Annotated in this window: 23 protein-coding genes and 1 tRNA gene; 8 read left to right on the plus strand and 16 right to left on the minus strand. The window is 47.1% G+C overall.

Going from position 1 to position 24,951, the window contains the following annotated elements; all coding sequences use genetic code 11:
- Window positions 1-6 precede the first annotated feature (6 nt).
- On the minus strand, window positions 7-2,802 hold the full coding sequence (gene topA / locus AYK67_RS03815; RefSeq protein WP_068082535.1) for a type I DNA topoisomerase: 2,796 nt from the start codon (window positions 2,800-2,802) through the stop codon (window positions 7-9).
- Between the two features lie 306 nt (window positions 2,803-3,108).
- On the opposite strand from topA, the gene AYK67_RS03820 reads away from it, so the two are divergent.
- Window positions 3,109-3,327 (plus strand): hypothetical protein, encoded by a 219-nt coding sequence (locus AYK67_RS03820; RefSeq protein WP_068082538.1) that lies wholly within the window; start codon window positions 3,109-3,111, stop codon window positions 3,325-3,327.
- A 210-nt stretch (window positions 3,328-3,537) separates the two neighbouring features.
- On the opposite strand, the gene dprA is transcribed toward AYK67_RS03820, so the two are convergent.
- Genes dprA through AYK67_RS03840 form a run of 4 tightly spaced genes read right to left on the minus strand, consistent with a single transcriptional unit; the run spans window position 3,538 to window position 7,733 of the window.
- Window positions 3,538-4,734: a DNA-processing protein DprA gene (gene dprA, locus AYK67_RS03825; protein WP_068082541.1), complete on the minus strand. Its 1,197-nt coding sequence runs from the start codon at window positions 4,732-4,734 to the stop codon at window positions 3,538-3,540.
- Between the two features lie 39 nt (window positions 4,735-4,773).
- Window positions 4,774-5,403 (minus strand): glycerol-3-phosphate 1-O-acyltransferase PlsY, encoded by a 630-nt coding sequence (gene plsY, locus AYK67_RS03830; protein WP_068082544.1) that lies wholly within the window; start codon window positions 5,401-5,403, stop codon window positions 4,774-4,776.
- A gap of 34 nt (window positions 5,404-5,437) precedes the next feature.
- The gene (locus AYK67_RS03835) at window positions 5,438-6,751 is read right to left on the minus strand and encodes a dihydroorotase (protein ID WP_068082547.1); all 1,314 of its coding nucleotides are present in this window, start codon (window positions 6,749-6,751) and stop codon (window positions 5,438-5,440) included.
- A gap of 28 nt (window positions 6,752-6,779) precedes the next feature.
- On the minus strand, window positions 6,780-7,733 hold the full coding sequence (locus tag AYK67_RS03840) for an aspartate carbamoyltransferase catalytic subunit (RefSeq protein ID WP_068082550.1): 954 nt from the start codon (window positions 7,731-7,733) through the stop codon (window positions 6,780-6,782).
- A gap of 228 nt (window positions 7,734-7,961) precedes the next feature.
- On the opposite strand from AYK67_RS03840, the gene AYK67_RS03845 reads away from it, so the two are divergent.
- On the plus strand, window positions 7,962-9,641 hold the full coding sequence (locus tag AYK67_RS03845; RefSeq protein ID WP_068082552.1) for an acyl-CoA dehydrogenase family protein: 1,680 nt from the start codon (window positions 7,962-7,964) through the stop codon (window positions 9,639-9,641).
- 21 nt (window positions 9,642-9,662) lie between these two features.
- On the opposite strand, the gene ruvX is transcribed toward AYK67_RS03845, so the two are convergent.
- From ruvX to AYK67_RS03865, 4 genes are all read right to left on the minus strand, one after another.
- On the minus strand, window positions 9,663-10,187 hold the full coding sequence (gene ruvX, locus AYK67_RS03850; protein WP_068082554.1) for a Holliday junction resolvase RuvX: 525 nt from the start codon (window positions 10,185-10,187) through the stop codon (window positions 9,663-9,665).
- An 89-nt stretch (window positions 10,188-10,276) separates the two neighbouring features.
- Entirely contained in the window at window positions 10,277-11,347 is a 1,071-nt protein-coding gene (gene rsgA / locus AYK67_RS03855) for a ribosome small subunit-dependent GTPase A (protein WP_068082557.1), read from the minus strand.
- A 192-nt stretch (window positions 11,348-11,539) separates the two neighbouring features.
- Window positions 11,540-11,935, minus strand: coding sequence for a hypothetical protein (locus tag AYK67_RS03860; protein WP_068082560.1), 396 nt, complete (start codon window positions 11,933-11,935; stop codon window positions 11,540-11,542).
- Window positions 11,936-12,147: 212 nt separating this feature from the next.
- Complete coding sequence (locus AYK67_RS03865; RefSeq protein WP_068082563.1) at window positions 12,148-12,849, minus strand: helix-turn-helix transcriptional regulator; 702 nt, start codon at window positions 12,847-12,849, stop codon at window positions 12,148-12,150.
- A gap of 87 nt (window positions 12,850-12,936) precedes the next feature.
- Between AYK67_RS03865 and AYK67_RS03870 the strand changes: the two genes are divergently transcribed.
- Window positions 12,937-13,590 (plus strand): hypothetical protein, encoded by a 654-nt coding sequence (locus tag AYK67_RS03870; protein WP_068082565.1) that lies wholly within the window; start codon window positions 12,937-12,939, stop codon window positions 13,588-13,590.
- A gap of 92 nt (window positions 13,591-13,682) precedes the next feature.
- Here the strand turns inward: AYK67_RS03870 and AYK67_RS03875 are convergent, their stop codons facing one another.
- Window positions 13,683-13,940, minus strand: coding sequence for a YjhX family toxin (locus AYK67_RS03875; RefSeq protein ID WP_068082570.1), 258 nt, complete (start codon window positions 13,938-13,940; stop codon window positions 13,683-13,685).
- A gap of 454 nt (window positions 13,941-14,394) precedes the next feature.
- Complete coding sequence (locus AYK67_RS17080; RefSeq protein WP_156453046.1) at window positions 14,395-14,577, minus strand: hypothetical protein; 183 nt, start codon at window positions 14,575-14,577, stop codon at window positions 14,395-14,397.
- Between the two features lie 270 nt (window positions 14,578-14,847).
- Here AYK67_RS17080 and gatB point away from each other — a divergent pair, with 270 nt between their 5' ends.
- The 4 genes from gatB to AYK67_RS03905 all read left to right on the plus strand — a co-directional run bounded on the left by gatB (window position 14,848) and on the right by AYK67_RS03905 (window position 19,600).
- Entirely contained in the window at window positions 14,848-16,332 is a 1,485-nt protein-coding gene (gatB, locus tag AYK67_RS03890) for an Asp-tRNA(Asn)/Glu-tRNA(Gln) amidotransferase subunit GatB (protein WP_068082578.1), read from the plus strand.
- 203 nt (window positions 16,333-16,535) lie between these two features.
- Entirely contained in the window at window positions 16,536-18,194 is a 1,659-nt protein-coding gene (locus AYK67_RS03895; protein ID WP_068082581.1) for a glycosyltransferase family 39 protein, read from the plus strand.
- A 71-nt stretch (window positions 18,195-18,265) separates the two neighbouring features.
- Window positions 18,266-18,736: a GNAT family N-acetyltransferase gene (locus tag AYK67_RS03900; protein WP_068082582.1), complete on the plus strand. Its 471-nt coding sequence runs from the start codon at window positions 18,266-18,268 to the stop codon at window positions 18,734-18,736.
- Window positions 18,737-18,886: 150 nt separating this feature from the next.
- Window positions 18,887-19,600: a glutathione S-transferase N-terminal domain-containing protein gene (locus AYK67_RS03905; RefSeq protein ID WP_068082583.1), complete on the plus strand. Its 714-nt coding sequence runs from the start codon at window positions 18,887-18,889 to the stop codon at window positions 19,598-19,600.
- Between the two features lie 31 nt (window positions 19,601-19,631).
- On the opposite strand, the gene AYK67_RS03910 is transcribed toward AYK67_RS03905, so the two are convergent.
- The 3 genes from AYK67_RS03910 to AYK67_RS03920 form a co-directional block, all read right to left on the minus strand.
- The gene (locus AYK67_RS03910; RefSeq protein WP_068082586.1) at window positions 19,632-20,672 is read right to left on the minus strand and encodes a hypothetical protein; all 1,041 of its coding nucleotides are present in this window, start codon (window positions 20,670-20,672) and stop codon (window positions 19,632-19,634) included.
- A gap of 2 nt (window positions 20,673-20,674) precedes the next feature.
- Complete coding sequence (locus tag AYK67_RS03915; RefSeq protein ID WP_068082589.1) at window positions 20,675-20,935, minus strand: hypothetical protein; 261 nt, start codon at window positions 20,933-20,935, stop codon at window positions 20,675-20,677.
- A gap of 235 nt (window positions 20,936-21,170) precedes the next feature.
- Window positions 21,171-21,599, minus strand: a complete 429-nt coding sequence (locus tag AYK67_RS03920; RefSeq protein ID WP_068082591.1) for a DUF2147 domain-containing protein — start codon at window positions 21,597-21,599, stop codon at window positions 21,171-21,173.
- 264 nt (window positions 21,600-21,863) lie between these two features.
- Between AYK67_RS03920 and AYK67_RS03925 the strand changes: the two genes are divergently transcribed.
- Window positions 21,864-22,145, plus strand: a complete 282-nt coding sequence (locus tag AYK67_RS03925) for a hypothetical protein (protein ID WP_068082594.1) — start codon at window positions 21,864-21,866, stop codon at window positions 22,143-22,145.
- A 40-nt stretch (window positions 22,146-22,185) separates the two neighbouring features.
- On the opposite strand, the gene AYK67_RS03930 is transcribed toward AYK67_RS03925, so the two are convergent.
- Both AYK67_RS03930 and AYK67_RS03935 read right to left on the minus strand, forming a co-directional pair.
- Complete coding sequence (locus AYK67_RS03930; RefSeq protein WP_068082601.1) at window positions 22,186-24,240, minus strand: methyl-accepting chemotaxis protein; 2,055 nt, start codon at window positions 24,238-24,240, stop codon at window positions 22,186-22,188.
- A gap of 500 nt (window positions 24,241-24,740) precedes the next feature.
- Window positions 24,741-24,814: transfer RNA gene (locus tag AYK67_RS03935), tRNA-Cys, on the minus strand.
- Window positions 24,815-24,951 lie beyond the last annotated feature (137 nt).

A 24,951-nucleotide genomic window follows, 5' to 3' on the forward strand; every position in this document is an offset into this window, starting at 1 on the left:
ATACCCTCAACTTGCTGTTTCAACCTGCTTGGCGATGAGTTCAAAAGCCATTTCCTTGGTGACATCTTCTGGCTTGATGTCCTTTGGCAGTGAAATAAACTTTTTATCCCACTTGATTCGCAGACCCAAGCGGCCACTGTCGCGCAAGCTGACTTCTCCGCCATCGGTGTATTTGCCAAAGCTAGCCAACTCACCTTTGCTAGCTGTTTTAGCCTTACTGGTTGTTTTCGCTTTTGAAGCAGCTTTTTTCGTTGTCTTTTTGCCTTTGGACTTGGCGTTAATCAACTCAATTGCTTGCTCAAGGGTAACGGTTTCAACTGTGACGTCTTTAGGTAATGTGGCGTTGGTTTTATTCCACTTCACATAGGGGCCGTAACGGCCATTATAAACGCCAATCGGGCCGCCATCTGGGTGTTCACCCAATTCTTTAAGCGGTTTTGCTGCTGAACGGCCACCGCCTTTGGCGCGTTTTTCTGCCAGCAAGGTTACCGCGCGGTTGATACCAATGGAAAAGACCTCTTCCACATCTGGCAAATTGGCGTAGGTGCCATCGTGGAGCACGAACGGGCCAAAGCGTCCCAGTCCAGCGCTGATTTTTTTGCCGTCTTCCGGATGCATGCCCACTTCGCGCGGTAAGGAAAGTAGTTGTAATGCTTTTTCCAGATCAAGTTCGGCGGCTTGCCAGCCACGCGGCAGGGAAGAGCGTTTGGGTTTGGCTTCTTCGCCCAATTGCACATAGGGGCCAAAGCGGCCAATGCGCAATGAAACATCCAAGCCGGTTTCCGGATCGACACCTAGGATTTTGGGACCGTCACTTAGCGCGGCAGAATCGCCGTTGCCGTCCTGTACAATCTGGCGCGTGTAATCGCAGTGGGGTGGATTTTCGTTTGGCTCTTTGCCGTCCTTTTTGTTCTTATTGAAGTTGGAACAACCAACAAAAGCACCAAACCGACTGGTTTTGAGAGAGAGGCGACCGGTTTCACATTTCGGGCACTGGCGCGGGTCCGAGCCATCTTCTTTATCGGGGAAGACGTGGGCGCGAAGCAGCTCATTGAGCGCGTCGAGAACCTCGGTGTTGGAACGCTTAATAACCTCATCACAAATTTCGTGGAACGGGTTCCAAAAATCGCGTAGCACTGCCTTCCAATCCAGTTCGCCTGCTGAAATGCGGTCGAGCTGTTCTTCGAGCGCAGCGGTGAAATCATACTCGATATAACGGCTGAAGAAGCCTTCCAAAAAGGCTGTTACCAATCGCCCTTTATCTTGCGGGATCAGGCGTTTTTTATCAATGCTGACATAGCCGCGGTCGGAGAGTGTTTGCAACGTGGCCGCATAGGTGGAAGGGCGGCCAATGCTTAGCTCCTCCATCTTTTTCACCAATGTTGCTTCGGTAAAACGGGGAGGCGGCTCGGTAAAGTGCTGGTTGGCTTCAATGCCTTTGCGACCAAGTAGCTCACCGGTGCTCATGGCAGGCAGGCGGCGGCTTTCTTCGTCTTCCTCGTCATCGCGGCCCTCTTGATAGAGGGTCAGAAAGCCATCAAAGCGGGTGACCTGACCGTTGGCACGCAACACGGCTTTTTGACTGCCACTCACGGCATTAATGTCAGCAGTGGTACGCTCCATAACTGCGGAAGCCATTTGGCTGGCGATGGTGCGCTTCCAGATTAGTTCATAGAGACGGGCTGCGTCCTCATCGAGATAGGCCGCCATGTCTTTAGGATGACGGGATAAATCGGTGGGGCGAATCGCCTCGTGCGCTTCCTGGGCGTTTTTAGCCTTTGTCTGGTAGATACGCGGCTTTTCGGGCAAATAGTCGTTGCCATAGCGCGATGCAATCACTTTGCGGGCGCTTTGAATGGCTTCCGGAGCGATTTGCACGCCATCGGTACGCATATAGGTTATCAAACCGGTTGTTTCACCGCCGAGGCTAATGCCTTCATAGAGCTTTTGCGCAATTTGCATGGTGCGGGCTGCAGCAAAGCCGCATTTGCGCGATGCTTCCTGTTGTAGCGTCGAGGTGGTGAACGGTGCGTACGGGTTGCGTTTTGCCGGTTTTGATTCAACATTTGCGACAGTAAAGTCTGCGCTTTCAAGCATTTGCCTGATAGCTGTTGCCTGCTGTTCATTATTGATGTCTAGGCGGGCAATTTTCTTGCCTTCAAAAGCTGTTAGGCGGGCTTGAACCCCTTCTTTATTCGGGGTGAGTAGGTTTGCAAGAACAGACCAGTACTCCTGCGAGACGAAGCTTTCGATTTCCTGTTCGCGCTCACACACGAGGCGCAGGGCGACAGACTGAACGCGGCCAGCGGAACGGGAGCCGGGCAACTTGCGCCACAAGACGGGTGATAGGGTGAAGCCAACAAGGTAATCCAGCGCACGGCGGGCAAGATAGGCATCGACCAGTGGCACATCCAGCTGGCGCGGGTTTTTCATGGCTTCTAAAATAGCGGTTTTGGTGATGGCGTTAAACACCACCCGTTCGACCTTTTTGTCTTTAAGCAGCTTCTTTTTATTCAATACTTCCAAAACATGCCATGAAATGGCTTCCCCTTCGCGGTCGGGGTCAGTGGCCAGTATCAAAGTGTCGGCTTCCTTCACCGCGTTGGCAATGTCGGAGAGGCGTTTTTGTGACTTGGAATCGGTGGTCCAAGACATGGCAAAATCGTCATCGGGTACAACCGAGCCATCTTTAGGCGGCAAGTCGCGCACATGACCGTAGGAAGCGAGAACCTTATAATCTTTTCCTAGGTACTTATTGATCGTCTTGGCTTTCGCCGGTGATTCAACAATGACAACGTTCATTCAATAATCCAGAGCTCTTTCAGGCGCAGCGGCATGTTTTCGTCAGTTATGCTTTAAAGCATGTGAGTCGGTATTTGACCATCTTTGATCGACGCACGGCTGTCAAATGGCTTTTTCAACGGGTCAGGTCAAGAGTGCAATTGCCACAACCTGCTGTTTTTGACCCAACGGAAAGGGTTGTTGTTAGGTGAAAATGCAACTTTTAATATAAAATCAGTATTGCATCTCAATAAAGTTGTGCCTATCAAGTGTGTATAAAAAATGAAAATCGTTAATCAATAGAGTGCGAAATCAAGAGGCCCTTAAATGAATCAAACCTCGCCTATAGAGATAGAAGAAACCACAGCCACTAGTTATGACAGTAAAAGGGATGTTGCAGAATATTGCCAAAAAATATGTGGTGAGCTGAGTGTGCTGGCCCGCAATAATCAGTTACCATTTCTGTCTTACCTTCTTGAAATGGCAGAGAAAGAAGCTCGTGAGAATGCGCAGGGACGAGAGCAGCAAGTTATATTTAGTTCCTAATATTACGCTTAGTTAACTATATTGAAAAGTAAGGCAAAATGTTTCCTTTCAATGTTCTTTTTACCCATTTATTTAAAATTAAATTAAAATAGATTGGTAATGTATACATTGATTGGCATTTAGTTATTGCCTTGAGTTAAGTTAGATGCGAATTATTGTGAATAACTACTAAGAGTTGTGTTCTCTTACGTGAACTAGTGGCAATCGGTGTCATGAAACTAAGGAAATCCGGTTGCCACTTTGTTTTTGTATTACGCCTGCCAACTCAAGTTCGAGTAAAAATAGTTGTATTTCCTTAGGGGCCAAATCTAAATGATCAATTAGATCATCTTGATAAACTGGCGTCGTGCTAAGCGCAGTTTTTAGTAATTCCCGTTTGTCCTTAGCTATATTCTTTGGCTGGTTGCACTTTAAAGTTAATGACAGCTGGCTTGCAGCAAAATCAGAGCCCATGCCTTGTGATTTATGCTCAACTGTAATGTCACAGAATTTTTCCTGATTCATCGTTTGATGCATTTCTAGAGTGTCGATAATGTCTTGTGTTGTATTGACAAGCGTTGCACCACTTTGAATTAGCTTGTTTGCTCCAAGCGATCGCGGATCGAGCGGGGAACCGGGAATGGCAAAAACTTCGCGGTTTTGCTCTATTGCGAACCTAGCAGTGTGCAATGAGCCTGAGCGCGTTGCTGCTTCGATGACGACAACACCTCTACACATACCCGAAATAATGCGGTTACGACGTGGAAAGTCGTGCGTTCTTGGTTGCCAATTCCAGGGCATTTCAGTGAACAATGCTCCACCAGAACGATAAATGTTACGGGCAAGTTCTTCATTTTCCTGAGGATAAATTTGCTGAAGGCCGCCTGCGAGCACAGCCCACGTCGTTTTTGGTAGGCACGCCTTGTGTGCGGCGCTGTCGATGCCTCGTGCGAGACCCGATACAATGGTAAATCCAGCTTCGGACAGCTCGTTTGAGAGCTTCGCAGCGATTTTCTCTCCGGCAATGGAACAGTTTCGTGCGCCGACTATGGCGATTGTCTCGTGCTCTATGTGATTTTTAGTCTGGGTAGATGGTTGGACAACAGTTAGGAGGGGAGGAGGTGTGTCAATATGCTTCAGTTTTTTGGGATAGTTTTCCTCGCCTACAGCGATCAGCTTTCCACCTGCCTTTAGAATTTGCTGATATTCCGATTCTGCCAAGTGGCGCGGACATAAGTTGTAGCGCTTTTTTCCACCTTTTCGCGATAGCTCAGGCAGTGCAGAAATTGCAGCTTTGGCAGAGCCAAAATAATTTAATAGATCGCGGAAAGTGGAGGGGCCTATATTTTCGCTTCGGATGAGCTGAAGCCAGTCAAGGCGTTGTTCTTCATCAAGACTTGGCTTAGTGGCCATGGTGTTTGGTGGCATATTTCCCCCTTGTAGGCAAAGGGGAAATATGCGGGGTATTTACCCTTTTGAGCCGATTTTACCTTCTGTTCCTTTGACAAGCCGTGCGATGTTTTCGTGATGCTTGAGCCACAACAGCAGTGATAAGACAGCCATCATTTCAGCAGTTTGGTACTGGTTGAAAACCCACAGAATAAAAGGGGTAAGTAATGATGCCACGAGTGCAGACAGGGAGGAATAGCGGGTAATGAAGGCAACGCAGAGCCAAATTGCCATAAAAATGAGTGCCAGTTGCCAATATAGGCCCAGCAAAACGCCGATATAAGTGGCAACGCCCTTGCCACCTTTGAACTTAAGCCATAGTGGGAAAAGGTGCCCCAAAAAAGCACCAAGACCGGCGATGAGGCCTAAGACTTGCGCATTTTGCGGGTCCAGCTCTTTGGCAATTATAACAGCTACTGTGCCTTTGAGGACATCGCAGAGCAAAGTTATTACCGCTAGGCTTTTTTTGCCCGTGCGCAATACATTGGTGGTGCCAATGTTGCCCGAGCCGATATTGCGGATATCCCCTTGACCGGCAAGGCGGGTAATGATGAGCCCATAGGGAACAGACCCCATTAAATAACCAAATAGCATGGCCCCTATTAGAAGAGGGTAGAGGTTTGTCAGGCCCGAGATTTCGCCAAGCATCTTTTCTCCAGATCGTGTGCAAGCATGCGTTGCTTTAGCCTTGCTGGTCGTAAACCTTACCACCAACAATTGTTGTCAGAACTTTACCTGTCAGCAGCTCATCTTCAAAGGGGGTATTTTTTGAAAGCGATCTTATTTTCGACTTTTCGACAACCCAAGGCTTCTCGGGATCGAAAACGATAATATCTGCGGGGCTTTGTACGGCCAGTGTGCCCGCTTGCAATCCCAAACGTTTCGCTGGATTGTAAGTCATGGCGGCCAAAAGCGTCATCAATGGCAAGTCGTTAGAGTGTACTAGGCGCAAACCAGCCGCTAGCATGGTTTCCAAGCCTAAAGCACCATCGGCGGCACCGGCAAATGGGTGGCGCTTGGTTTCCACATCCTGCGGGTTATGATCGGACATGATGATATCAATGGTGCCGTCTTTTATCGCATTCACCATGGCATTGCGGTCGTCTTCATTGCGTAGTGGCGGCGACATTTTGTGGAAGGTACGATAGGGACCAATATCGTTTTCATTCAAGGTCAAGTGATTGATTGATATTCCGGCGGTGACATCCAGTCCGTCCCGTTTTGCCGCTTGTATCGCCTTTGCACTTTGTGGACAGGAAATCAGACGGGCGTGATACTTGCCTTTTGCCATGGCGACGAGTCGCATGTCGCGCTCGATTGCTATAAATTCCGCTTCTTTGGGTACACCGCCTAAACCGAGCCAAGTGGCTCGCAATCCGGCATTCATAACTCCGCTCCCTGCCAAGTCCTTATCTTGTGCCTGATGAATAATCAGGGCCTGATAATCGCGGGCGTACGTCATGAGGCGTAGCAAAACTTGCGAGTTGGTGATGGGATTGGTGGCGTCGGAAAACGCTACGGCACCAGCTTCTTGTAGCAGGCCGATTTCGGCCATTTCCTTACCGTTCATGCCTTTGGTCAGGGCTGCGAGTGGGCGGATATTCACTTTTGCGGTGTCGCGGGCGCGGCGCAAAATGAAATCTACCAGTGCCGGGTCGTCGATAACCGGGTCGGTATCGGGGCTGGTGATCAGCGTGGTTATGCCGCCTGCCAGTGCCGCTTTACTGGCACTTTTCAAGGTTTCGCGATGCTCTGCCCCAGGTTCACCAACGGTGACGCCCATATCAATCAGGCCAGGGGCAACAACGGCACCTTGGCAGTCAATCTCTCGCGTGCCTTCCGGCATGCCTTGATTGTGCGCGTTGGCACCATAGGCGGCTATTTTCCCGTCGACAATGATAAGGGAACCATCATCGTCATGACCCGTTGCGGGGTCCATGATACGGGCGTTTTTTAACAACACTGGGGGCGTGGTTTTAATATCAGCTTGGGTCATAGAGGTTTCCATGGCGTACTTTTAACTCTCAAGCAGGTAAGTTGGCAGCAAGGGCTTCTAAGACAGCCATGCGGATGGCAACCCCCATTTCGACTTGTTCACGAATGACACTTTGCGGACCATCGGCGATTTCCGCAGCAATTTCCACACCGCGATTCATAGGGCCGGGGTGCATCACCAAGGCATCCGGTTTGGCGTAGCTGAGTTTTCCGGCGTCCAGACCATGGTATTTAAAGTATTCTCGGACCGAGGGAATGAAAGCGCCGCTCATGCGTTCTTTTTGTAGGCGCAACATCATGACAACGTCAGCACCTTTTAAGCCTTCGCGCATGTCGGTGAATACTTCCACACCCATATTGTGAGCGCCTGAGGGCAGTAGGGTCGAGGGGGCAACAAGGCGAACGCGTGCGCCTATGGTGGATAGAAGCAATATGTTGGAGCGGGCCACGCGGGAGTGGCGAATATCGCCGCAAATGGCAACGTTCAGGCCGCCAATATCTTGCTTGTGGCGACGAATGGTGAGGGCATCTAGTAGGGCCTGGGTGGGGTGCTCGTGGGCACCATCGCCGGCGTTGACCACAGCGCAGCCGACTTTGCGGGCCAGAAGGTGTACCGCACCTGCTTGTGAGTGGCGCACCACCAGCAAATCGGGGCGCATGGCGTTTAGAGTAGCGGCGGTGTCAATGAGTGTCTCGCCTTTTTTAAGCGAAGAGACCTCAACTGCCATGTTCATGACATCTGCGCCTAGGCGTTTACCAGCAAGTTCGAAGGAAGATTGTGTGCGGGTAGAGGCTTCAAAAAACAGGTTAATTTGCGTTCTGCCACGCAAAACCGCTTTTTGCTTTTCGACCTGCCGCGAGACTTCTACCGCTTCATCAGCGAGATCAAGCAAATAGTTGATATGTGGTGGATGTAACCCCTCAATACCGAGGAGGTGGCGGAATGGAAACTCTGGGTTTCGATGTGTAATATTTGTGCTCATCGAAGAGTCTTTCTTAGGGATTAATCCATGCTTTGTAAAGGGCGCATTTCTTGGGTGTTTGTTCTATTATCACTTAATGGCGCTGCATACACGTATATCTGGCATTTTTTCTCATCCTGCGGTGATTGGTAAGAGTTGGAGCCAATATTGCCAGAGTTACGCTAACTATTTGTGCTTTGTTGAAGCCCACTTCAGTGTTTGGGCCCCAGTCAATTAAAAGGGTTAAATGTGTTGCACAAGGCGGATACGAGTTTAAATCGTAGTGAGTTCAATATTCCCGATATATTTGCTGGTTATAATTTGGCGGCGAGCGATCGGCTGCTTTGCACGGTGCTGCCATTAGAAACTGCTGATGGTGCTGTGCAGGATGAGTTGCAGTTGCTTGGGGCGCAGTGCGGTAGCCGAGAAGTTTTGGCGCTTGGTCAGCAAGCCAATCGCCACCTACCAGAACTTAAGGCAATTGATGCATACGGGCGACGTGCTGATTTAGTAGAGTATCACCCTGCCTATCATACCCTGATGCGCCGTTCTTTTAAGGTTGGTTTGCATTGTAGCTCGCTAGATGGTGGGGCAAACCCCTTTGCCAATTTGCAGCGAGCTCGGAAAATTATGGTGATGGGACAAGTAGAGGCGGGGCAGTTATGCCCTCTTACCATGACCAATGCAGCCGGTGCGGTGTTGGGGCAGCAAGGAAGCCAGTTTTTACCGTGGCTACAAAAAATTTCTAGCCGGACTTACGATCAGCGCCATTTACCCATGAGTGCTAAAGAAGGGGTGACGCTGGGGATGGGCCTTACCGAAAAACAGGGGGGGACCGACCTTCGGCAAATTTCGACAACAGCCAGCTTTTTGAGTGGGGAGCGCTATCAACTTAACGGTCATAAGTGGTTTTTTTCGGCTCCTATGAGTGATGGCTTTTTAATACTGGCAAAAACGACAAAGGGGATAAGCTGCTTTTTGGTGCCACGCCTGAATGAAGAAGGGGGGAGCAACGGGCTTAATCTGGTGCGGTTAAAGGAAAAACTGGGCAATCAAGCCAACGCTTCAAGCGAGGTAGAAATACACAATAGTCATGGCTACTTGGTGGGAGAGGAAGGACAGGGCATTAAAACCATAATGGGTATGGTTATGCCCACTCGACTGGATTGTTGTCTTGGTTCTGCTGCTGTTATGCGAATTGCGATTTTGCGCGCGTTACATCATGCAAGCTGTCGGCGGGTGTTTCAAAAAAAATTGATTGATCAACCGGTGATGACAAGTGTGTTGGCGGATATGGCGTTGGATTGCGCGGCGGCCACGTCGCTGGGCTTGCAGCTGGCTTTGCATATGGATTTGCGTGGACGAAGATATTCAGGACAAGAGTTGAGTGAAGCGTATTTGCGGGTGATTATTCCGGCGGCCAAGTACTGGATTTGTAAAGTTGCGCCGACCCTTGTGTGTGAAGCGATGGAGTGTTTAGGCGGTAATGGCTATGTAGAGGACCACGGCATGGCCCGCCTTTACCGTGAAGCTCCGGTGAATGGTATTTGGGAGGGAAGCGGTAGTGTTATGGCTCTGGACTTGCTACGGGTTTTGGAAAAACAACCCGAGATGTTTGAGCTGGTGCTTGAGCACCTTCAACAAACACTTGGCGCCGCGGGGGAAGCTGCCTGCGATGTTTTGAGTGCTGCGCGCCATGAAGCAATTTATGATGCAAGTAAGGCACGGTTTTTATGCGAGCAGCTGGCGATGACAGCGGCGGCGGCTGTTTTGCGACAAATATGTCCCGAATCTATTGCAGATGCGTTTATGGAAAGCCGTTTGGCAGGCGGCTGGCGCAGTAGTTACGGCATGTTGCCAGCGCGTTTTGAGGCGCGGCAACTGCTCGATTGGCTCTATTCGTTAGAGAATGGCAGATCGCATGACTAAGGCGTCAGGCTTATGCTGTTTTTATCTTTCGTCTTCCAACCAATCGTCGTCTTCAACTTCCCATATGGGAGCGCCGCCAAAGGAGATCCGATCCAAAAGACCTTGTAGAATGTAGGTTGCGGCCATTTTATCGACCAACTCAGAACGGCGCGCGCGTGAGCGGTCCGCATCAATCAGTGTTCGGGTAACTGCCGCTGTTGAAAGGCGTTCATCCCAGTAGGTTAAGGGAATATCGGAGCGCTGGGCAAGATTGCGTACAAAAGCGCGGGTGGATTGCACGCGCGGGCCTTCGCTGCCATCCATATTCAGAGGTAGGCCCATCACCAGGCCGCCGACATTATGCTCTTCGCACAGCTCTAACAGGCGATCACAATCAAGTGTGAATTTTTTGCGCTTGATTGTTTCGAGGGGTGTTGCAATTTGGCGGCCGATATCTGAAAGGGCCAAGCCTATGGTTTTGCTGCCCAAATCAATGCCAATGATACGGTGGTGCGGTTCAAGTGCACTCTGGAAATCTTCCAGTGAATATGATGTGTCGTTTGCCATGGTCTGGCCCTATCATGCGTGCGTGTTTTAGCCAAGTTTTTTGTTGTGCGCTGAAGCGCTCTTATAATGGGCGCTTCAGCGGTGAGATGTTATTGGCCTTTCATCCTACGGCTTTCACTGGATACGCGCTTGATCATTTTACCAAATGCTTTGTTTCGCGCACGTGATTCATGAATGCTTTCGCTGTTGTATTGTTCTTCACGTTGGAGTTTTTGCCAGCGTTGTAGGCGTTTTGGCTCTAACTCACCAGCTATGATAGCCGCTTGAATGGCGCAGCCCGGCTCATTGCTATGGCTGCAATCTGCAAAACGGCATTGGTCGGCCAGTTGTTCCAAGTCACTAAACACAGCCTGAATACCTTCGCTTACCCCGTAAAGGCGTAGGGCGCGCATGCCGGGCGTATCGATTAGCCAGCGGTCATTCGCTATCGAGAATAACGAGCGGGCCGTGGTGGTGTGTCGTCCTTTAGCATCATCTTCGCGTATGCCGGCGGTTGCCTCTTCTCCTCCTGACAGGGTGTTGAGCAGGGTTGATTTGCCAACGCCGGATGAACCGAGCAAAACAGCGGTTTGTCCTTTGCGCCACCAATCCATAAGCGCTGGAATTCTTGCAGGATCGCGGGTATCCATTGCTATGACCGGAATAAGCGGATCAATGGCTTCGGCTTGTGGTTTGAATTGGTATATATCTTCGGCAAGATCGCTCTTACTAAGAATTATGACTGGCTGAATATCACTTGATCTTACCAATGCAAGGTAGCGCTCCAAGCGAGCGAGATTAAAGTCGGCATTGCAGGAGGTCATGATAAACGCCACATCAATATTGGTTGCGATCAGCTGACTTTGGACATCTTCTCCTGCTGCGCGCCTTTGCAAGGTGCTTTGCCGCTCAAGGCTGCGCAGTACCATGCCTGAGGCACCCTCGGTGTTAACTGGTGAATAGCTGACCCAATCACCCACAGCGAACTCTCCGGTGGTTTGATCGCTTGGCGTGAGGAGCTGAATTTCCTGCAAGGCCCTATCATCCTTATCGGGGGTAAGGGCATGCAGGTTATTGCGGTTAACACGGGAGATGCGTGCAAGCTGAAGTGTTTCCAGCTCATCAGCTTTGAGCTGTTGCAGAAAATAAGCAGACAGGCCGAGATTTTGTAGTTGTTGCATTGTAATGGAAAATCCAAAAAGAAGGCATAGTTATCCATCGCCCACTTGATCGGTGGGGGGAGCTTGCCGGGCTTGCCACACTAGTGGTTTATTTCGCAGCCCGAGGCGACTTGAGTACAATCATAAAACGCCTCCATTCTTTGTTTGGTTCCGGTTACTAGCTATAGCTATGAATTAACTCGGGTCAAGGTTTTAATTGCGTGCCAAAGTTGGTTTGTTTTTTTGCTTTGGGTTGAGCTTGAACCATTCCAGCGCTGCATTATTGCTTACACACCATTGATGAGGGGTGCTCATGCTTGATTGGCTGTTTTGTTTATTGACTGCAATGAGCATGAAGTAATTCACATTTCCCAATTGAGTTTTCGCACAGTATCCAATCTCATCTGAACTAAGATGAATTTGCCGCGAAACATAAGAGTGGTCAACCGCGCTTGCGGTATCACTATAGCGTTTCGTAATGAGCTTACTGACCGATACGCGATGGTCGGCGGGTATAACTTTGCCCTTTTGGACATCTTTTAAGGAAATTGACTGACAGCCAGCGAGAAAGGCAAGTGCTATGAGAATAGCGTTATTTTTTAAAGACATAATATAGTACCTACACACAATGTAAGATACGCAACTTTAGATTGTTATTTCCTTTAAATTAGCTAGCCCTAAAGTTAGTGTTTTATTGATTTTGTTAGCAAATTCTTAATAGTTTTGAACGCGACCTCGCGGAAACAATAGGCTGCAAAAAGCTTTGGTACTCAAAGGGCAAAATAATGGCATATTATAGTTGTGTATAATGTTTGAGCTGTTTATTTTTGCTGTTCGTTTCCATTTGGAACTGTTTTCAAAAAAGCGTGAAACTCTTTTGAAGGCTCGAAGCTGAATTTTTCTTCTGTTGTGTGCACAGTGAGGAGCCTATCGAGCCTGAAGTTCCTAAAGGAATTTCGTAATTCACAATAACAAGTTAACACCCAGATATCGCTAAAAACAGCAAGGCCTAATGGGTGCAGAGTTCTTTTCGTTTGTGCCTGCGAAATGTCTTTATAAGTTACTATTAGTTTCTTGCGATCGGCAATTGCATGGCGGATTTTCTGCATATAGCGGCGGTTGCTTTGCGCTTTCTCGCTCTGGCTGGGCGGGGCAAGGAGCGGTGTGCGGGCCAGCGCATCTTGCGAATGCTCGGGAAGTGATACGGCGACTTTGGCTTGAACACTGGCAGCCGCGTCGGCAAGTTGTGGATCTGCTTGGCTGGCAAGCATGCGTAGTCCCAAGACAAGTGCATCCAGCTCATCGCGGTTGAAGTGTAAAGGCGGTAGGAAATAGCCTTTTTCAATCTGGTAACCTAAGCCGCTTTCACCGCGTATGGGTGCGCCCATTTGTTGTAGGCTTTTGATATCACGGTAAATTGTTCGCTCGCTTACATTTAAGCTCTCGGCTAGAGCATTCGCAGCCAGCGGGTATTTTGCTGCCCGTAGTTTATCCAATAACTGGAACAATCGTTGTGTGCGCATGATTTTACCCTGACAGAAACTGTCAGTAGTGTCGAGTAGTGTTCCTTCAATACCAAGTGGTGTTAAGTTGCTAAATAGGAGATTTTTATGAACACTGTTCTTGATATGTCAAAAACAACTGGGCTGGAGATTAATAGAGGTGCTCAGTTAATAGCGGTGCGTTTTCACACTGTTGCAGGGGCTGACTTAGCGCAGCTCGTGCGTGATTTTGAAAAGTCCAGGGATGAATTCGTTTGCAAACAACCGGGTATTCTTGGGCAGTTCTTTTTAAGTAATGGTCAGGGTGAGTTTATTGATTTTGTACTCGCGCAAGATGCGTTGTCGCTCGGGAAAATGGGAGAAATTTATACTCAGGTTGAAGCGACGCAGGCCTTTATGGCTCAAATTGATCGCGCAACACTTTCGAAAACCATGTTTAGTGTAAGAACTGCAAATACCGTGATTACTGAGGGGTTTTATGGCTTGGAAATGGGGAGTTTCAAAAGCGCAGCTTTAGTTGAGGATGTTGCGAGACTTTCGCAAGCTGTTACATCGGGCTACAGCTGCAAACAGCCCGGTTTCATGGGGCAATTACTGGCAGTTAAAGATGATGGCGATTATTGCGAGTTGAGCTTTGCGCAAAGTGTATCGCGCGCCATTCAAACCTGTGATGGCTATATGAATAATGAAATTTGTAAGCAGTTTTTAGAGGTAACTGAAGCAAAGAGTGCATCTTTGGAATTTTGGACACGGCTTGCATAATTCCACTAGCTTGCCGCATTGGGGAAGATAGGCTAACATTTACGGTTCTGGCTGTGCCTTTTGATCGGAGCAGCCAGAACCTTGTTCCTGCGTTATCTGTTGTCCACTTGCGAGCGGACGCGTTTCAAGCCAAGCTTGGTGACTTTGTATGGTCCGCTGTTTTTAGAGGCAATGAGCCTACGTCGCTTGAGTTTGCGGAATAGAGGTAAAGTAAGGCCGCTCATGTACCACCCATCGCGGGTAATGGTATCGAGTTCTATTATTTTTCCTTGGTCGCATTTTTCGATTTTGATGCAGCCGCCCTGTGCCAACACATGTAAAATGCGTTGTTCGTCTTTGGAGATATTCATTTATGCTCTGGTCATTAGGTGTCAAAAAGTAAGCCCGCCCGCGCGTCTCGCAGCTGGGGGGATAAGTACTTTTCAATTGTGCCCTACCTATTTGTGGCAGGGCCTTACCGGGTCTCTCCAGTAAATCGCATAAAAACTCCTAATGGTTGCTGGCCTTGTTGATAGCAACAGGTGCTACATCGGGCAAGCCCCTTTGTAATGCGGCGGTGCTTTTTTGCCTTGGCAATCTGCCTAGGAAGTGAGCTCTTTAGTAGCCCTATAAAAAATGAGAGGCACCTATGCAGCCTCGGCCATTGTTGCGGGGTGCTGTAGTATTGTATAGGAGGTCAACAACAACTAAGGAGAGAGCTGCAAGCTCTTCATTTTATCACATGCAAAATGATTTATCTGCTCTACAAGGATTACTTGGACTTTCTAACCCTTTGATAATATTAGTTTCCCTGATTGGAGGCTATTATTTACGTTCATTGCGTGGTGTTTTGATCTCTGCAATTGCTGGTGTCATAGCTGCCTTACTGTTCGATTTGATCATGGCATTTATGCCAGGGTTTGAAACACAGTTGATGACATGGCAAATTTTGAGCGCCCGTTGTATTTCTGCCCTTGTTTGCGGGTTAAGCGGTTGGGGCGTTGCCATTGTTTGGTGCTTGAAAGAACCTAATGAATCCAAAGGTTAATACCTGTCGTTTTGATTGGTTGGAGCAGTGTGCGTAAAATATATGCATGGATTGCTGGATAATCCGGCATGAAAGTGATTTTTTTGCGTTTCAAAGCCTTGCCTTTGTGCTTTAGAGGGACTACCCAAACATTCAAGATTATTGCGTGGGGAGTGGCCTTATAGGGTGCGCAGGCAAGAGCCGCGACATGGCCAGCCGCATGTTGGTTCATTAAGACAGGAATTAATCGCATGACGCTTATCGATACGCGCACACCAGACCCGAAAAAGTTTATTAAAGGGGCGAGTGGTGATTGGGAAATCGTGATCGGTATGGAAGTGCACGCGCAAGTGACTTCCGAAGCCAAACTTTTTTCCGGTGCTTCTACCGTTTTTGGTAATGACCCGAACGCCAATGTGAGCCTTGTGGATGCGGCTATGCCTGGCATGTTGCCCGTGATTAACGAGGCGTGTGTGCGGCAGGCGATCCGTACCGGTCTGGGTTTGAAGGCAGAGATTAATCTCAAATCTGTTTTTGACCGCAAAAACTACTTCTATCCGGATTTGCCGCAGGGCTACCAGATTTCCCAGTTCAAGCAGCCAATTGTTGGCGAAGGAACCATTCATCTGGACATGAAAGACGGTGAGCAAGTGGAAGTGGGTGTTGAGCGCCTGCACCTTGAGCAAGATGCGGGTAAATCCTTGCATGACCAGCACCCGACCATGTCGTTTGTGGATTTGAACCGTTCTGGCGTTGCCTTGATGGAAATCGTTTCCAAACCAGATATCCGCTGTGCAGATGAAGCGAAAGCCTACCTGACCAAGCTACGCATGATCCTGCGTTATCTGGGAACTTGTGATGGCAACATGGATCAAGGCTCCATGCGTGCGGATGTGAACGTTTCGGTGCGCCGTCCGGGTGGTGAATTTGGTACGCGCTGCGAAATCAAGAACGTGAACTCCATCCGCTTTGTCGGCCAAGCGATTGAATACGAAGCGCGTCGCCAGATCGGTATTTTGGAAGATGGCGGCGAGATTGATCAGGAAACGCGTCTGTTTGATAGCGTAAAAGGGGAAACCCGCTCCATGCGCTCTAAAGAAGAAGCGCATGATTACCGTTATTTCCCGGACCCTGATTTGTTGCCACTGGAGTTCTCGCAGGAACTGGTGGACGAGATGGCTGCTGGTCTGCCGGAAATGCCGGACGAGAAGAAAGCGCGTTATGTGAACGAGCTTGGCTTGACCGCATATGATGCCGATATTCTTGTTGCCGAGCGCACCTCCTGTGATTTCTTTGAGGAAGTTGCCAAGGGTCGTGATGCCAAGCTGGCAGCGAACTGGGTAATTAACGAAACCTTCGGCCGTTTGAACAAAGAAGGTCTGGACGTTGATAGTTGCCCGATCTCTGCACAGCAGTTGGGGGCGATTATCGATCTGATTAAAGCGGGCACCATTTCTGGTAAGATCGCTAAGGATCTGTTCGAGATTGTTTGGAGTGAAGGCGGTGATCCGGCGCAAATCGTTGAAGAGCGCGGCATGAAGCAGGTTACCGACATGGGCGCGATTGAAGCGGCAGTGGACGAGGTGATTGCTGCCAATGCCGACAAGGTTGCCCAAGCCAAAGAAAAGCCAAGCATGATTGGCTGGTTTGTGGGGCAGGTGATGAAGGCCTCTAAAGGCAAAGCCAACCCGCAAGCGGTGAACGAGCTGCTGAAAGCGAAAATCGGTATCGAGTAAGACACCGCTTTAATCTTTTTAAAACATGAAAAGCCCGCCCCTAGAGGTGGGCTTTTTGTTTTGTTAAGCACATTCATTATCGTTTAGCCATGATCGCATTTGATGGTGCGAGTTATGACTTCATTCACCCTAGGGGATAGCGGGGAGGTATTTCAAGTTTATCTAGGTTAGGTTGCGCTACGCATTATTTAAAAGAGTGCAACATGGTAACCAAGTATTCTTATGGGGGGGATAAAGCACCCCTTTATTCCCAGTCTTTATATCATGAAACCCGTCTTCCGTTTTATGCGCGTGGTTATGGGGTTCTCACTATTGTGGCAGGCTATTTACTGCTGCATTTGCTGCTGCGGGGTTACTTTTCGCCTATTCTTGGCACTGATGACATGTTTGAAAATGTTTATGTGCAGGAGTTGCGCTTGGGTTATCAGTTACGACAACCACCATTATACGAGTGGTTGTTGTATGGGGTGCAGCAGGTAGTCGGGCCGACTATCTGGTCATTTCTGATTTTGAAGTATAGCCTTGTTTTTGTTTGTATGGCTTCACTTTACGCCAGTGCCCGTATGGTGATACGCGACCCTCGATTGGCAGCCTTTGCTATTTTCTCTTATTCACTACTCTATCAGGTCGGGTTTAATTTGCATGAGGGGGTGACGCATACAGCTGTTCTCATGGCCTGTGCAAGTGGTTTTATGTTGTTGTTTCTTCGTATTTTATCGGGAAAGACAAGCCTATTAAGCAGTATATTTATAGGGATTGTGTTGGGCCTTGGTATGTTGTCCAAGCATTCGTTTATTATTGTGCCTGTGGCAGCGTTTCTTGCGGTTTTAAGTCAGCCCTACTTGCGAGAGCGTTTTGCTTACAAATCACTTGTTGGCATTTGTCTGGTGGCTTTTCTCGTCTACGCACCGTTTCTCTATTGGGTGTGGCTGCGGGGTGGTGGGTTGCTCTCAACCTCGATGCATGTGATGGCGGGCCAAGAAGGCGTATTTTGGCAACGTGTTATCGTGGGCGAGGCAAAGCTGTTATGGTCGCTGCTTGGGTTCTCTCTGGTGCTGAGTGTGTTGATGCCGATTTTCTTCGGGCGACCGTTGTTTCGGGGGTGGCGCAAGCTTTGGGGCTCGGGTTTTCTTTCCTCAATCACACATAATAATCATAGGCATGCATTACAGTTATTTCTATGGGTATATACTGGAATAGCCGTACTGCTCATTGTGGCGGCAATTGCGTTTACAGGCGCGACTTATATCAAGGAGCGTCACATGCAGCCCGTTTTGCTCTGGTTGCCTTTGATGCTCTTTGGGCTTTTACAATGGCGTACAATTCAATCCCGCAGTTTGCAGTACTATACTGTTTTGATGGTTGTTTTTGCCAGTTTTGTGGTTGGGGTGCGTGTTTCCGGTTTTATTATGCCAGATAAGCGCATGTGCGGGGGCAGTTGTCGGCATATGAAGCCATATGACAGGTTTATACGGCAAGCGCGCGCAGATTTTCCGCGCTTGGCCAATGGATACATTTTTGCACTAGATGAATATTTGGCTGGCAATACGCGTGCGCAGTTACCATTGGCGCATCTTGCTATGGCGGGTTATCGGTTGGAAGATATTCCCCATAATAGGGGACAAAACATAGGTTGTTTTGCAATTATGGACCTTGGAAATAGCCCACATGCTGTTTCGGAAAATGAAGCGCGGCAACGTTTTTTGCAACAACAGACGGCTGTTCGCTATAAAGAGGTCGCTACCACCCGCAACTACCACATTGCTTGGCCGCATGCTTTGACGCCCGGCTTTCGGACTACGAATTTTGCGGTTTTCCAACTCAAACCGACAGCCCCACTATGCCCTCGTTTTGCAAACTAGTCATTGCTAGTTGACAATGCTTGCTGCTCTAAGGCTTTGTGAAAGAAAACGGCTTTGAGCAAGGAGGTGTCATGCACTACAATATTCGGGTGGCAGTTTTTGAGGACTTGGAAGCACTTGTCGCGCTGGTCAATGGCGGCGCAACTGCTGGGCGGGTTGTTTGCGAAACCAAGGATATGACAGTTTACGCTACAGCGTTGCAGGAAATCCTCAAGGCACCGGAAGTGGATATCTATGTACTGGTGAGTGAGAAAGGAGAGTTGATTGCCACGTGTCAATTGACCCTTTCAAAGGGGCTTGCATTTTCTGGCAAACCACGCGCGACCCTTGAGAGTATGCACACGAAAGCAGCTTACAGGGGGATGGGCTATGGGCACATCTTACTTCAATACCTCAAGGAGAAGGCAAAGGAAAAAGGTTGCTGTCTTATTCAGTTGACAAGTAATAGTGAGCGCAAGGACGCGCACCGCTTTTATCAGCGTGAGGGGTTTGTGCCCTCGCATGTGGGCTTTAAAATGCAGCTAGATGATCGAAAAAATTGACCTTTTAACAAGAGACGTTGACATAGTTGTTACTGGCCGGTGAGATTATCTGCTGGTATAGCGTAGCTACCAATGAGTTGCTCACAATGGTGCGTTGCACATGAAGGTAAATGTGTCTTGTGGTTATGTACCAATTAAAAGGATATTTCTATGCCTCATCAACAAATAAAACCAATCGAACTGTATTACTGGCCAACACCTAATGGTCACAAGATTTCTATATTACTTGAAGAACTTGGTGTGCCCTATGAATTGAAGATGATTAATATTGGTCAGGGCGATCAGTTCGAGCCCGATTTTTTGAAAATTGCCCCCAATAATCGCATGCCAGCGATAATTGATCCTGAAGGGCCAGATGGCAAGCCAATATCTGTTTTTGAATCTGGCGCTATTATGCAGTACCTGGGCCGAAAGTTCGGGCAGTTTTACCCGCAAGCGGAGCGTGCCCGAGTTGAGGTTGAAGAGTGGTTGATGTGGCAAATGGGCGGCTTTGGGCCGATGCTCGGACAAAACCATCATTTCCGCATTTACGCGCCAGAAAAAATTGAATACGCCATGACGCGCTATCTCAATGAGACGCATCGCCTTTATGGTGTGCTTGACCGTCGTTTGGATGGGCGCGACTATGTGGCTGCCGGTGAATACACAATTGCGGATATGGCGATTTTAGGGTGGTCGCGTGGCTGGGAGGCGCAAGGCATGGCTGCGGGAGAGTTTAAAAACGTTGAAGCTTGGCGTGAGCGCCTGGAAGGGCGGCCCGCAGTACAGCGCGGTCTTGAGGCTGGAAAAGAAGAGCGCGAAAAGCTGAAGTTAGCAGAAGACAAGCAAGCGCAATCGGTGTTGTTTAATCAACGAGCCCGTTAATGAAAGCGTGGTAGCAGCCCTTAGGGGCTTGCTACCTTGTTTCAAGTTGTGGGTTCTCATTTAAAAATATTTCAAAAACAAAATTGTAGGGTTGATTGTTATAGTTAAACCCTTGGGTTGATTGATTAACTTTTGTGGCTAACTCCAAAGCTACATGGAAAAAGCGCTGAATTAAATTACCAATCGGCTGCTGGATAATGTCTATTTGCGTGTAGTAATTATGATCAATCATGAATTTTCTTGCCAGAAAACCCAGCCTTGCCTTTTTTTCTTGCCGCTCATTTTCACTGAGAGTTTCATCAGCAATTGCATTTAATGCCAGTAGGCTGGTTGATAAGGTAAACAGCGAATGGTGCAGAATTTGCAGGCTCCTCTCGTTAGAAGGCCCGTCTATAAGCGCGGCAATTGGTGTGTGCGGGGGGATTTTATAGGTAAAGTCTTGCGCTGTTTCTATTTCTGAAAATAGGCAGTGGGAGGCTTGATGAACGAAGTCTTCAAGCAATGCAATAACCGTAGATGAGTAGTGGCTATTTATAAAGGTAATCGCTGGAAAAAGATCGTGGGCAAAGGAGTTTTGCATTTCATCACGAAAGAAACAGCAGTATTGGCAATTGGCAAGTAAACCATTGTACAATGATGGGTGGTATTTTGCGAGCCGGGCGAGGGCGCGTTTCATTGCTGACAAGGGCGGGGATAAGTCTTGTTGCTTTGGCGTTAAAATGGTTTCAAAGCCAAAATGGTCAACAGACAGCAGTGTAAGGGCGTTGTCGCCAATACTTTGACTATAATTTGCAATGTGGGCTGGAGGCTCGGTAAGAAGCTGCTGTAACTCTGCCAGCTTTGCAGGTTGTGCTTTGAGCGAAAAAAGCTCGGGGCGCAGGAATAGTTCATCTTGATGATAATCTTGATAGTCAAAGACATCGGGAAAGACAGCGTAGGCAATGCGGCGCCCCAAGAGGGATCTTTGATATCTGCCTTCATCAGCTAATTGAAAAAGCGAGTGAAGCACACTCCCCTGAGCCATATGGTCAGGGTCAGGGGAGGTGGCCTCATGCAATAATGAGGCGGTCATGATTATAGTCCTGCAGGCTTAATTTCTTCGCCCATTGAGGCCATTGCATCCATTTTTTGAAATACAGGCACAAGCTCTGGAATCCAGATACCAGTGGCTTCAAAAAAAGCGCAATGACAACCGCTATAAGAGCCGGTTTTGACATTTTTGAATATTTGATTGATTTCTTCAGAGCCAGCTTCTTGTAGAAACTGATCAAGTTTCATTTCCTGTGGTTTATGACGTGTTGTAATTTCACTATTCAATACAAATGAAGAAGACATGTAACCCTCCAATGTCTTATGTGTATTTAATTTGCCATTTACTTGGCGTGTTAAGTATTCATCTTATTTTATGTCAATAAAAAGGCAAATTGTATGTGTATTATTGGTGGTTAAATTATTGATGTTTTTATTTTATATTGATGTTTGTCGGGTTGGTATTTAGGATGTGCAGTTTTTCATTGTTATTATTATAATGGGCTGAAGTGCACTCAGCCCATTATTTCATCAGGGTTGCCTATTGTGTTCTTGTCCAATTTTCGCCTTTGCATATTAAGCCGCCGAGAACACAGCCTTTTAAAGAAAGTTTGTTTGCTGATAGCAGCTTCATTTTTCCCTTGTACGTTTTGCCATCTAACGCATTGTATAGGGAGCCGCTCCACGAATTTTCGCCATCAGGCTTCATATCAATAACTGTTTGAATTCCTCGTAAGGGGCGGTTTCGTTTTGATTTGTCCGGATTATGAATATCGTTTCTGGGGTCTTTGACCCAAGCAAGGTGACCACAATATGCTTCACCGCATTTGGTAATTTTGATCTTTGACGTTCCCGAGGCACGCAGCCAAACTCCAGTGGGGTCGCCAGCAAAACTGTGAAGATAGCTCAGCAAAAACAATGAAAGAGCGATACTAAGACGCTTTATTGAGGCATTTAGAAATCTGATCATTTGAAATCTCCAATGTTACGCTTGATAACCTTAACGTAAAGGTTACGTATTTGAAGTTGATCAAAAGTTTAAGCCTATCATTTGTATTAGTGTTAGCGAATGCATTTACATTGTTAAAATTAGTAAATATTTCTATAATTAAGTAAAAATAAGATAACTCGCTGTTATTCCGTATATTAATGTTATGTATACTATAGTAATTGAGATTTATTTAAAATATTTTCTATATTTTGATTGTATAACAAAATACTAAGGATTACTGTGATGGCATTTATGGAAGTAACTGAGAAAAATCTAACTCTTGTTCGGGCACCAATTGCGGATGGTCAAGAAATGCTTGAGAGAGGTCTTGTGGCAGCTGCGGGTAGGGAAGGGCAAACTAGCGATCTCGTTAATGCCCATAAATGGTTTAACCTTGCAGCATCAAAGGGCTGCGTACCAGCTGTGCAGTACAGAAAAGAAATATCCAACGAAATGACGCGCTGTGAAATTGTCGAGGCGCAACGCTTAGCGCGCGACTGGTTGCAAAATGCTGGATGCAACTAGATGTTTGGGGCGAACACAGTTTGCCTTCGCCCCAAACACGTTAGTTTGATCTTACTTGTTCAACAAAGGCATTGACCGCATTTGAAAGGGCTGAAGCCTGCTTTGTGAGTTGTTCTGCCGCTTGTAAAGTATCGCTGGCGGCTTCACCGGTTTCTTTGGCTGCCTGGTTCACAGAGCTGATGGTACCTGAAACTTCAATGGTTCCCTGAGCTGCTTGCTGGGCATTCATTGAGATTTCCTGGGTAGCAACGCCCTGTTGTTCCGCTGCCGCAGAGATTAAGGTCATGGTCTCATTAATCGCAACGATTTTATCGCTGATGCTGAGTACCGCATTACTTGTGCGGTTAGAAGCGTTTTGCATCTCAGTGATTTGGTTAGAAATCTCTTGTGTTGCCTTGCTTGTTTGGTTGGCAAGCTCTTTCACTTCGCTGGCTACAACGGCAAAGCCGCGTCCTGCTTCACCAGCGCGTGCTGCTTCAATTGTGGCATTTAGCGCAAGCAGGTTGGTTTGTTCAGCAATGTCATTAATGAGCTGAACAACTTCGCCAATGCGATCCGCGGCAACGCGCAGCTCTTCAACCTGTGATTTGGTTGCATCAGCTTCAACAGCTGCATCACGGCTGAGGTTGGATGAGCCTTGAATTTGCTGGCTTACATCCTGGATCGTGGTGGAGAGTTCTTCTGATGCACCTGCAACAGTATTGACTGAGCTTGAGGCCTCTTCTGCAGCACTTGAAGCGGTGATCGACTGCTTGCTGGTTTCATTGGCAATACTGGTTAAAGCTTCGGCATTTTCCTGCATTTGCTGAGCGGATGTGGACACCACATCAACAATAGAGCCCACGTGGTTTTGGAAATCGACTGTAAGATTTTCCAGGACAGCTTTGCGCTCTTGAGCGGCTTTGTCTTTTGCTTGCTCTTGCGCTTGCTGCAGGCTCCTATTTTCAATAGCGTTTTCTTTGAAAATAGCAATGGACTGCATCATGGCTTCGGTTTCTGTGAAGTCCGTCTCTGGTATCAGTGTGTCAAGCTTTCCTGCGGTCAGATCATCCATTACCTTGACAATTTTCAATGTGTTGGAGCGGGTTCTTATAACAAGTAGACATGCAATAGTGCCAATAAACAGTAGACCGAGACCTGTCTCCCAAAGTGCTAGTTTTAAGCCGTCATTAGCTTCATTGCTGAGTTGTTTGAGGCGGTCTTGAAGGAATTGGTTGATTTCATCTTCAAGCTTTTTGAGTTTATCAACCTTTGCTGTTGCCGCATCAAACCACACTTGTGTGGTAATACCTTGACGGTTGCCGGTTTTGGCGGATTCCACCAAAATATCTCTTAATTCTTGTAGGCGTTTGAACTCGGCTGAGTTTTCGATTCTTTTAAGTTTGGTAACGTTAATCGGAGTGCCATAAGCTTTGAAAATATCAAAGTATGTATCGGCATCAGAAATAGCCTGTTCAAATTTTATCAGATCATTTTGAGATATATGAAAGGCTGCATAGCCTTTGGTTCCAATGGAGCGCTCTTGCCCCGAATAATCTTTTGCGTTTAAGAAGGATGCATAAGAAATATAAGAGCGGGCAACAACGGGGTTTTTAGTTATTTTTGCAGTTATTTCAACAAGATCAATGAGGTGTTTATTAAATTCATTATAAAATGAAAACGCAACTTCCTCAGAGATTTTTAGATCGTTGACCTTCGTGCGTATATCGCTAAGCTTGCTTGTAATTTGAGCCAGGTGTCCAAATTCATCACGATAAGCCTTTGGGTAGGAACTGAAATTTGCGTTTTTCTTTGCGTTTATGAAGTTTTGGTAGGCAGTATCGCGTTTGCGTCTCTGATTATTCAGTTCATCTTTAAACGCTGTACCACGGTTAATCATATAAGCAGATGTAAAACCACGTTCTTTTTGTTGTTCATGGAGTAGTTTACTTAAAGATACTGCGATTTGTGTCAGCTCAAATGTGCGATCTGCATCTTCTTTGTCGGATATTTTTATGCTTACCTGAGCGTAAGCAAAAAAAACGGCCAATATTACTGGAAGAATAACCATCAATAGATTGAGAATTGATAGACTAAACTTTCGTTTGAAAGCCATTTGTGACTCCCTACAATTAGAAATTATTATTTTGTTACGTTATGAACGAAACGTTATTTGACGCAATCATAAAACCTTTCAAAAAACTAAATCAACTATGGTTTTTAAAGTTGATCATTTAACAAATTGTCCAATTAATAATGAATTGTAATGTTATGTATTTAAATAACGAAGTTTACGTAGGGATTTCGTGTAGTTGGATAGTGTTCTATCAGTAGTAGCGCGTAAGTTGTGTAAAATTATGTATTAAAATATTAATTAAATTAAATTGAAAAATATGCGTGTATAAAGTTGCAACTAAATATTTTGAGTTATTTTGAATGAATTAAATTTCTGTTGGATTTACTCAATGCGATAGGGATGTGAATCAACGATGTGAATTAACTCGTTGAATTAAGATCTCAGAAGCAATGATAAGTGGATTTGGCTAATTAATTTTGTGTCTAAGTAAACGGGCTTTTTAAAAACAAATTAAAAAATTTACATGATAATAAAAATTATGGAGGCGTCTGCCGGAATCGAACCGGCGTACACGGATTTGCAATCCGCTGCGTCACCACTCCGCCAAGACGCCAAGCCGTTGTGGTTGATGGGCTTTTTAACGGTTTTACGGCTTGTGTCAAGCAAGTTAGGCAAATTATTGAAGGGGGTTAGGCAATTCCTGTTTATAACCGGTTGTTTGACTTTCATCGTTGTTATGCTTTGAAGGAA

It is taken from the genome of Polycladidibacter stylochi (genome assembly GCF_001562055.1).
In the GTDB taxonomy this organism is placed as follows: domain Bacteria; phylum Pseudomonadota; class Alphaproteobacteria; order Rhizobiales; family Stappiaceae; genus Pseudovibrio; species Pseudovibrio stylochi.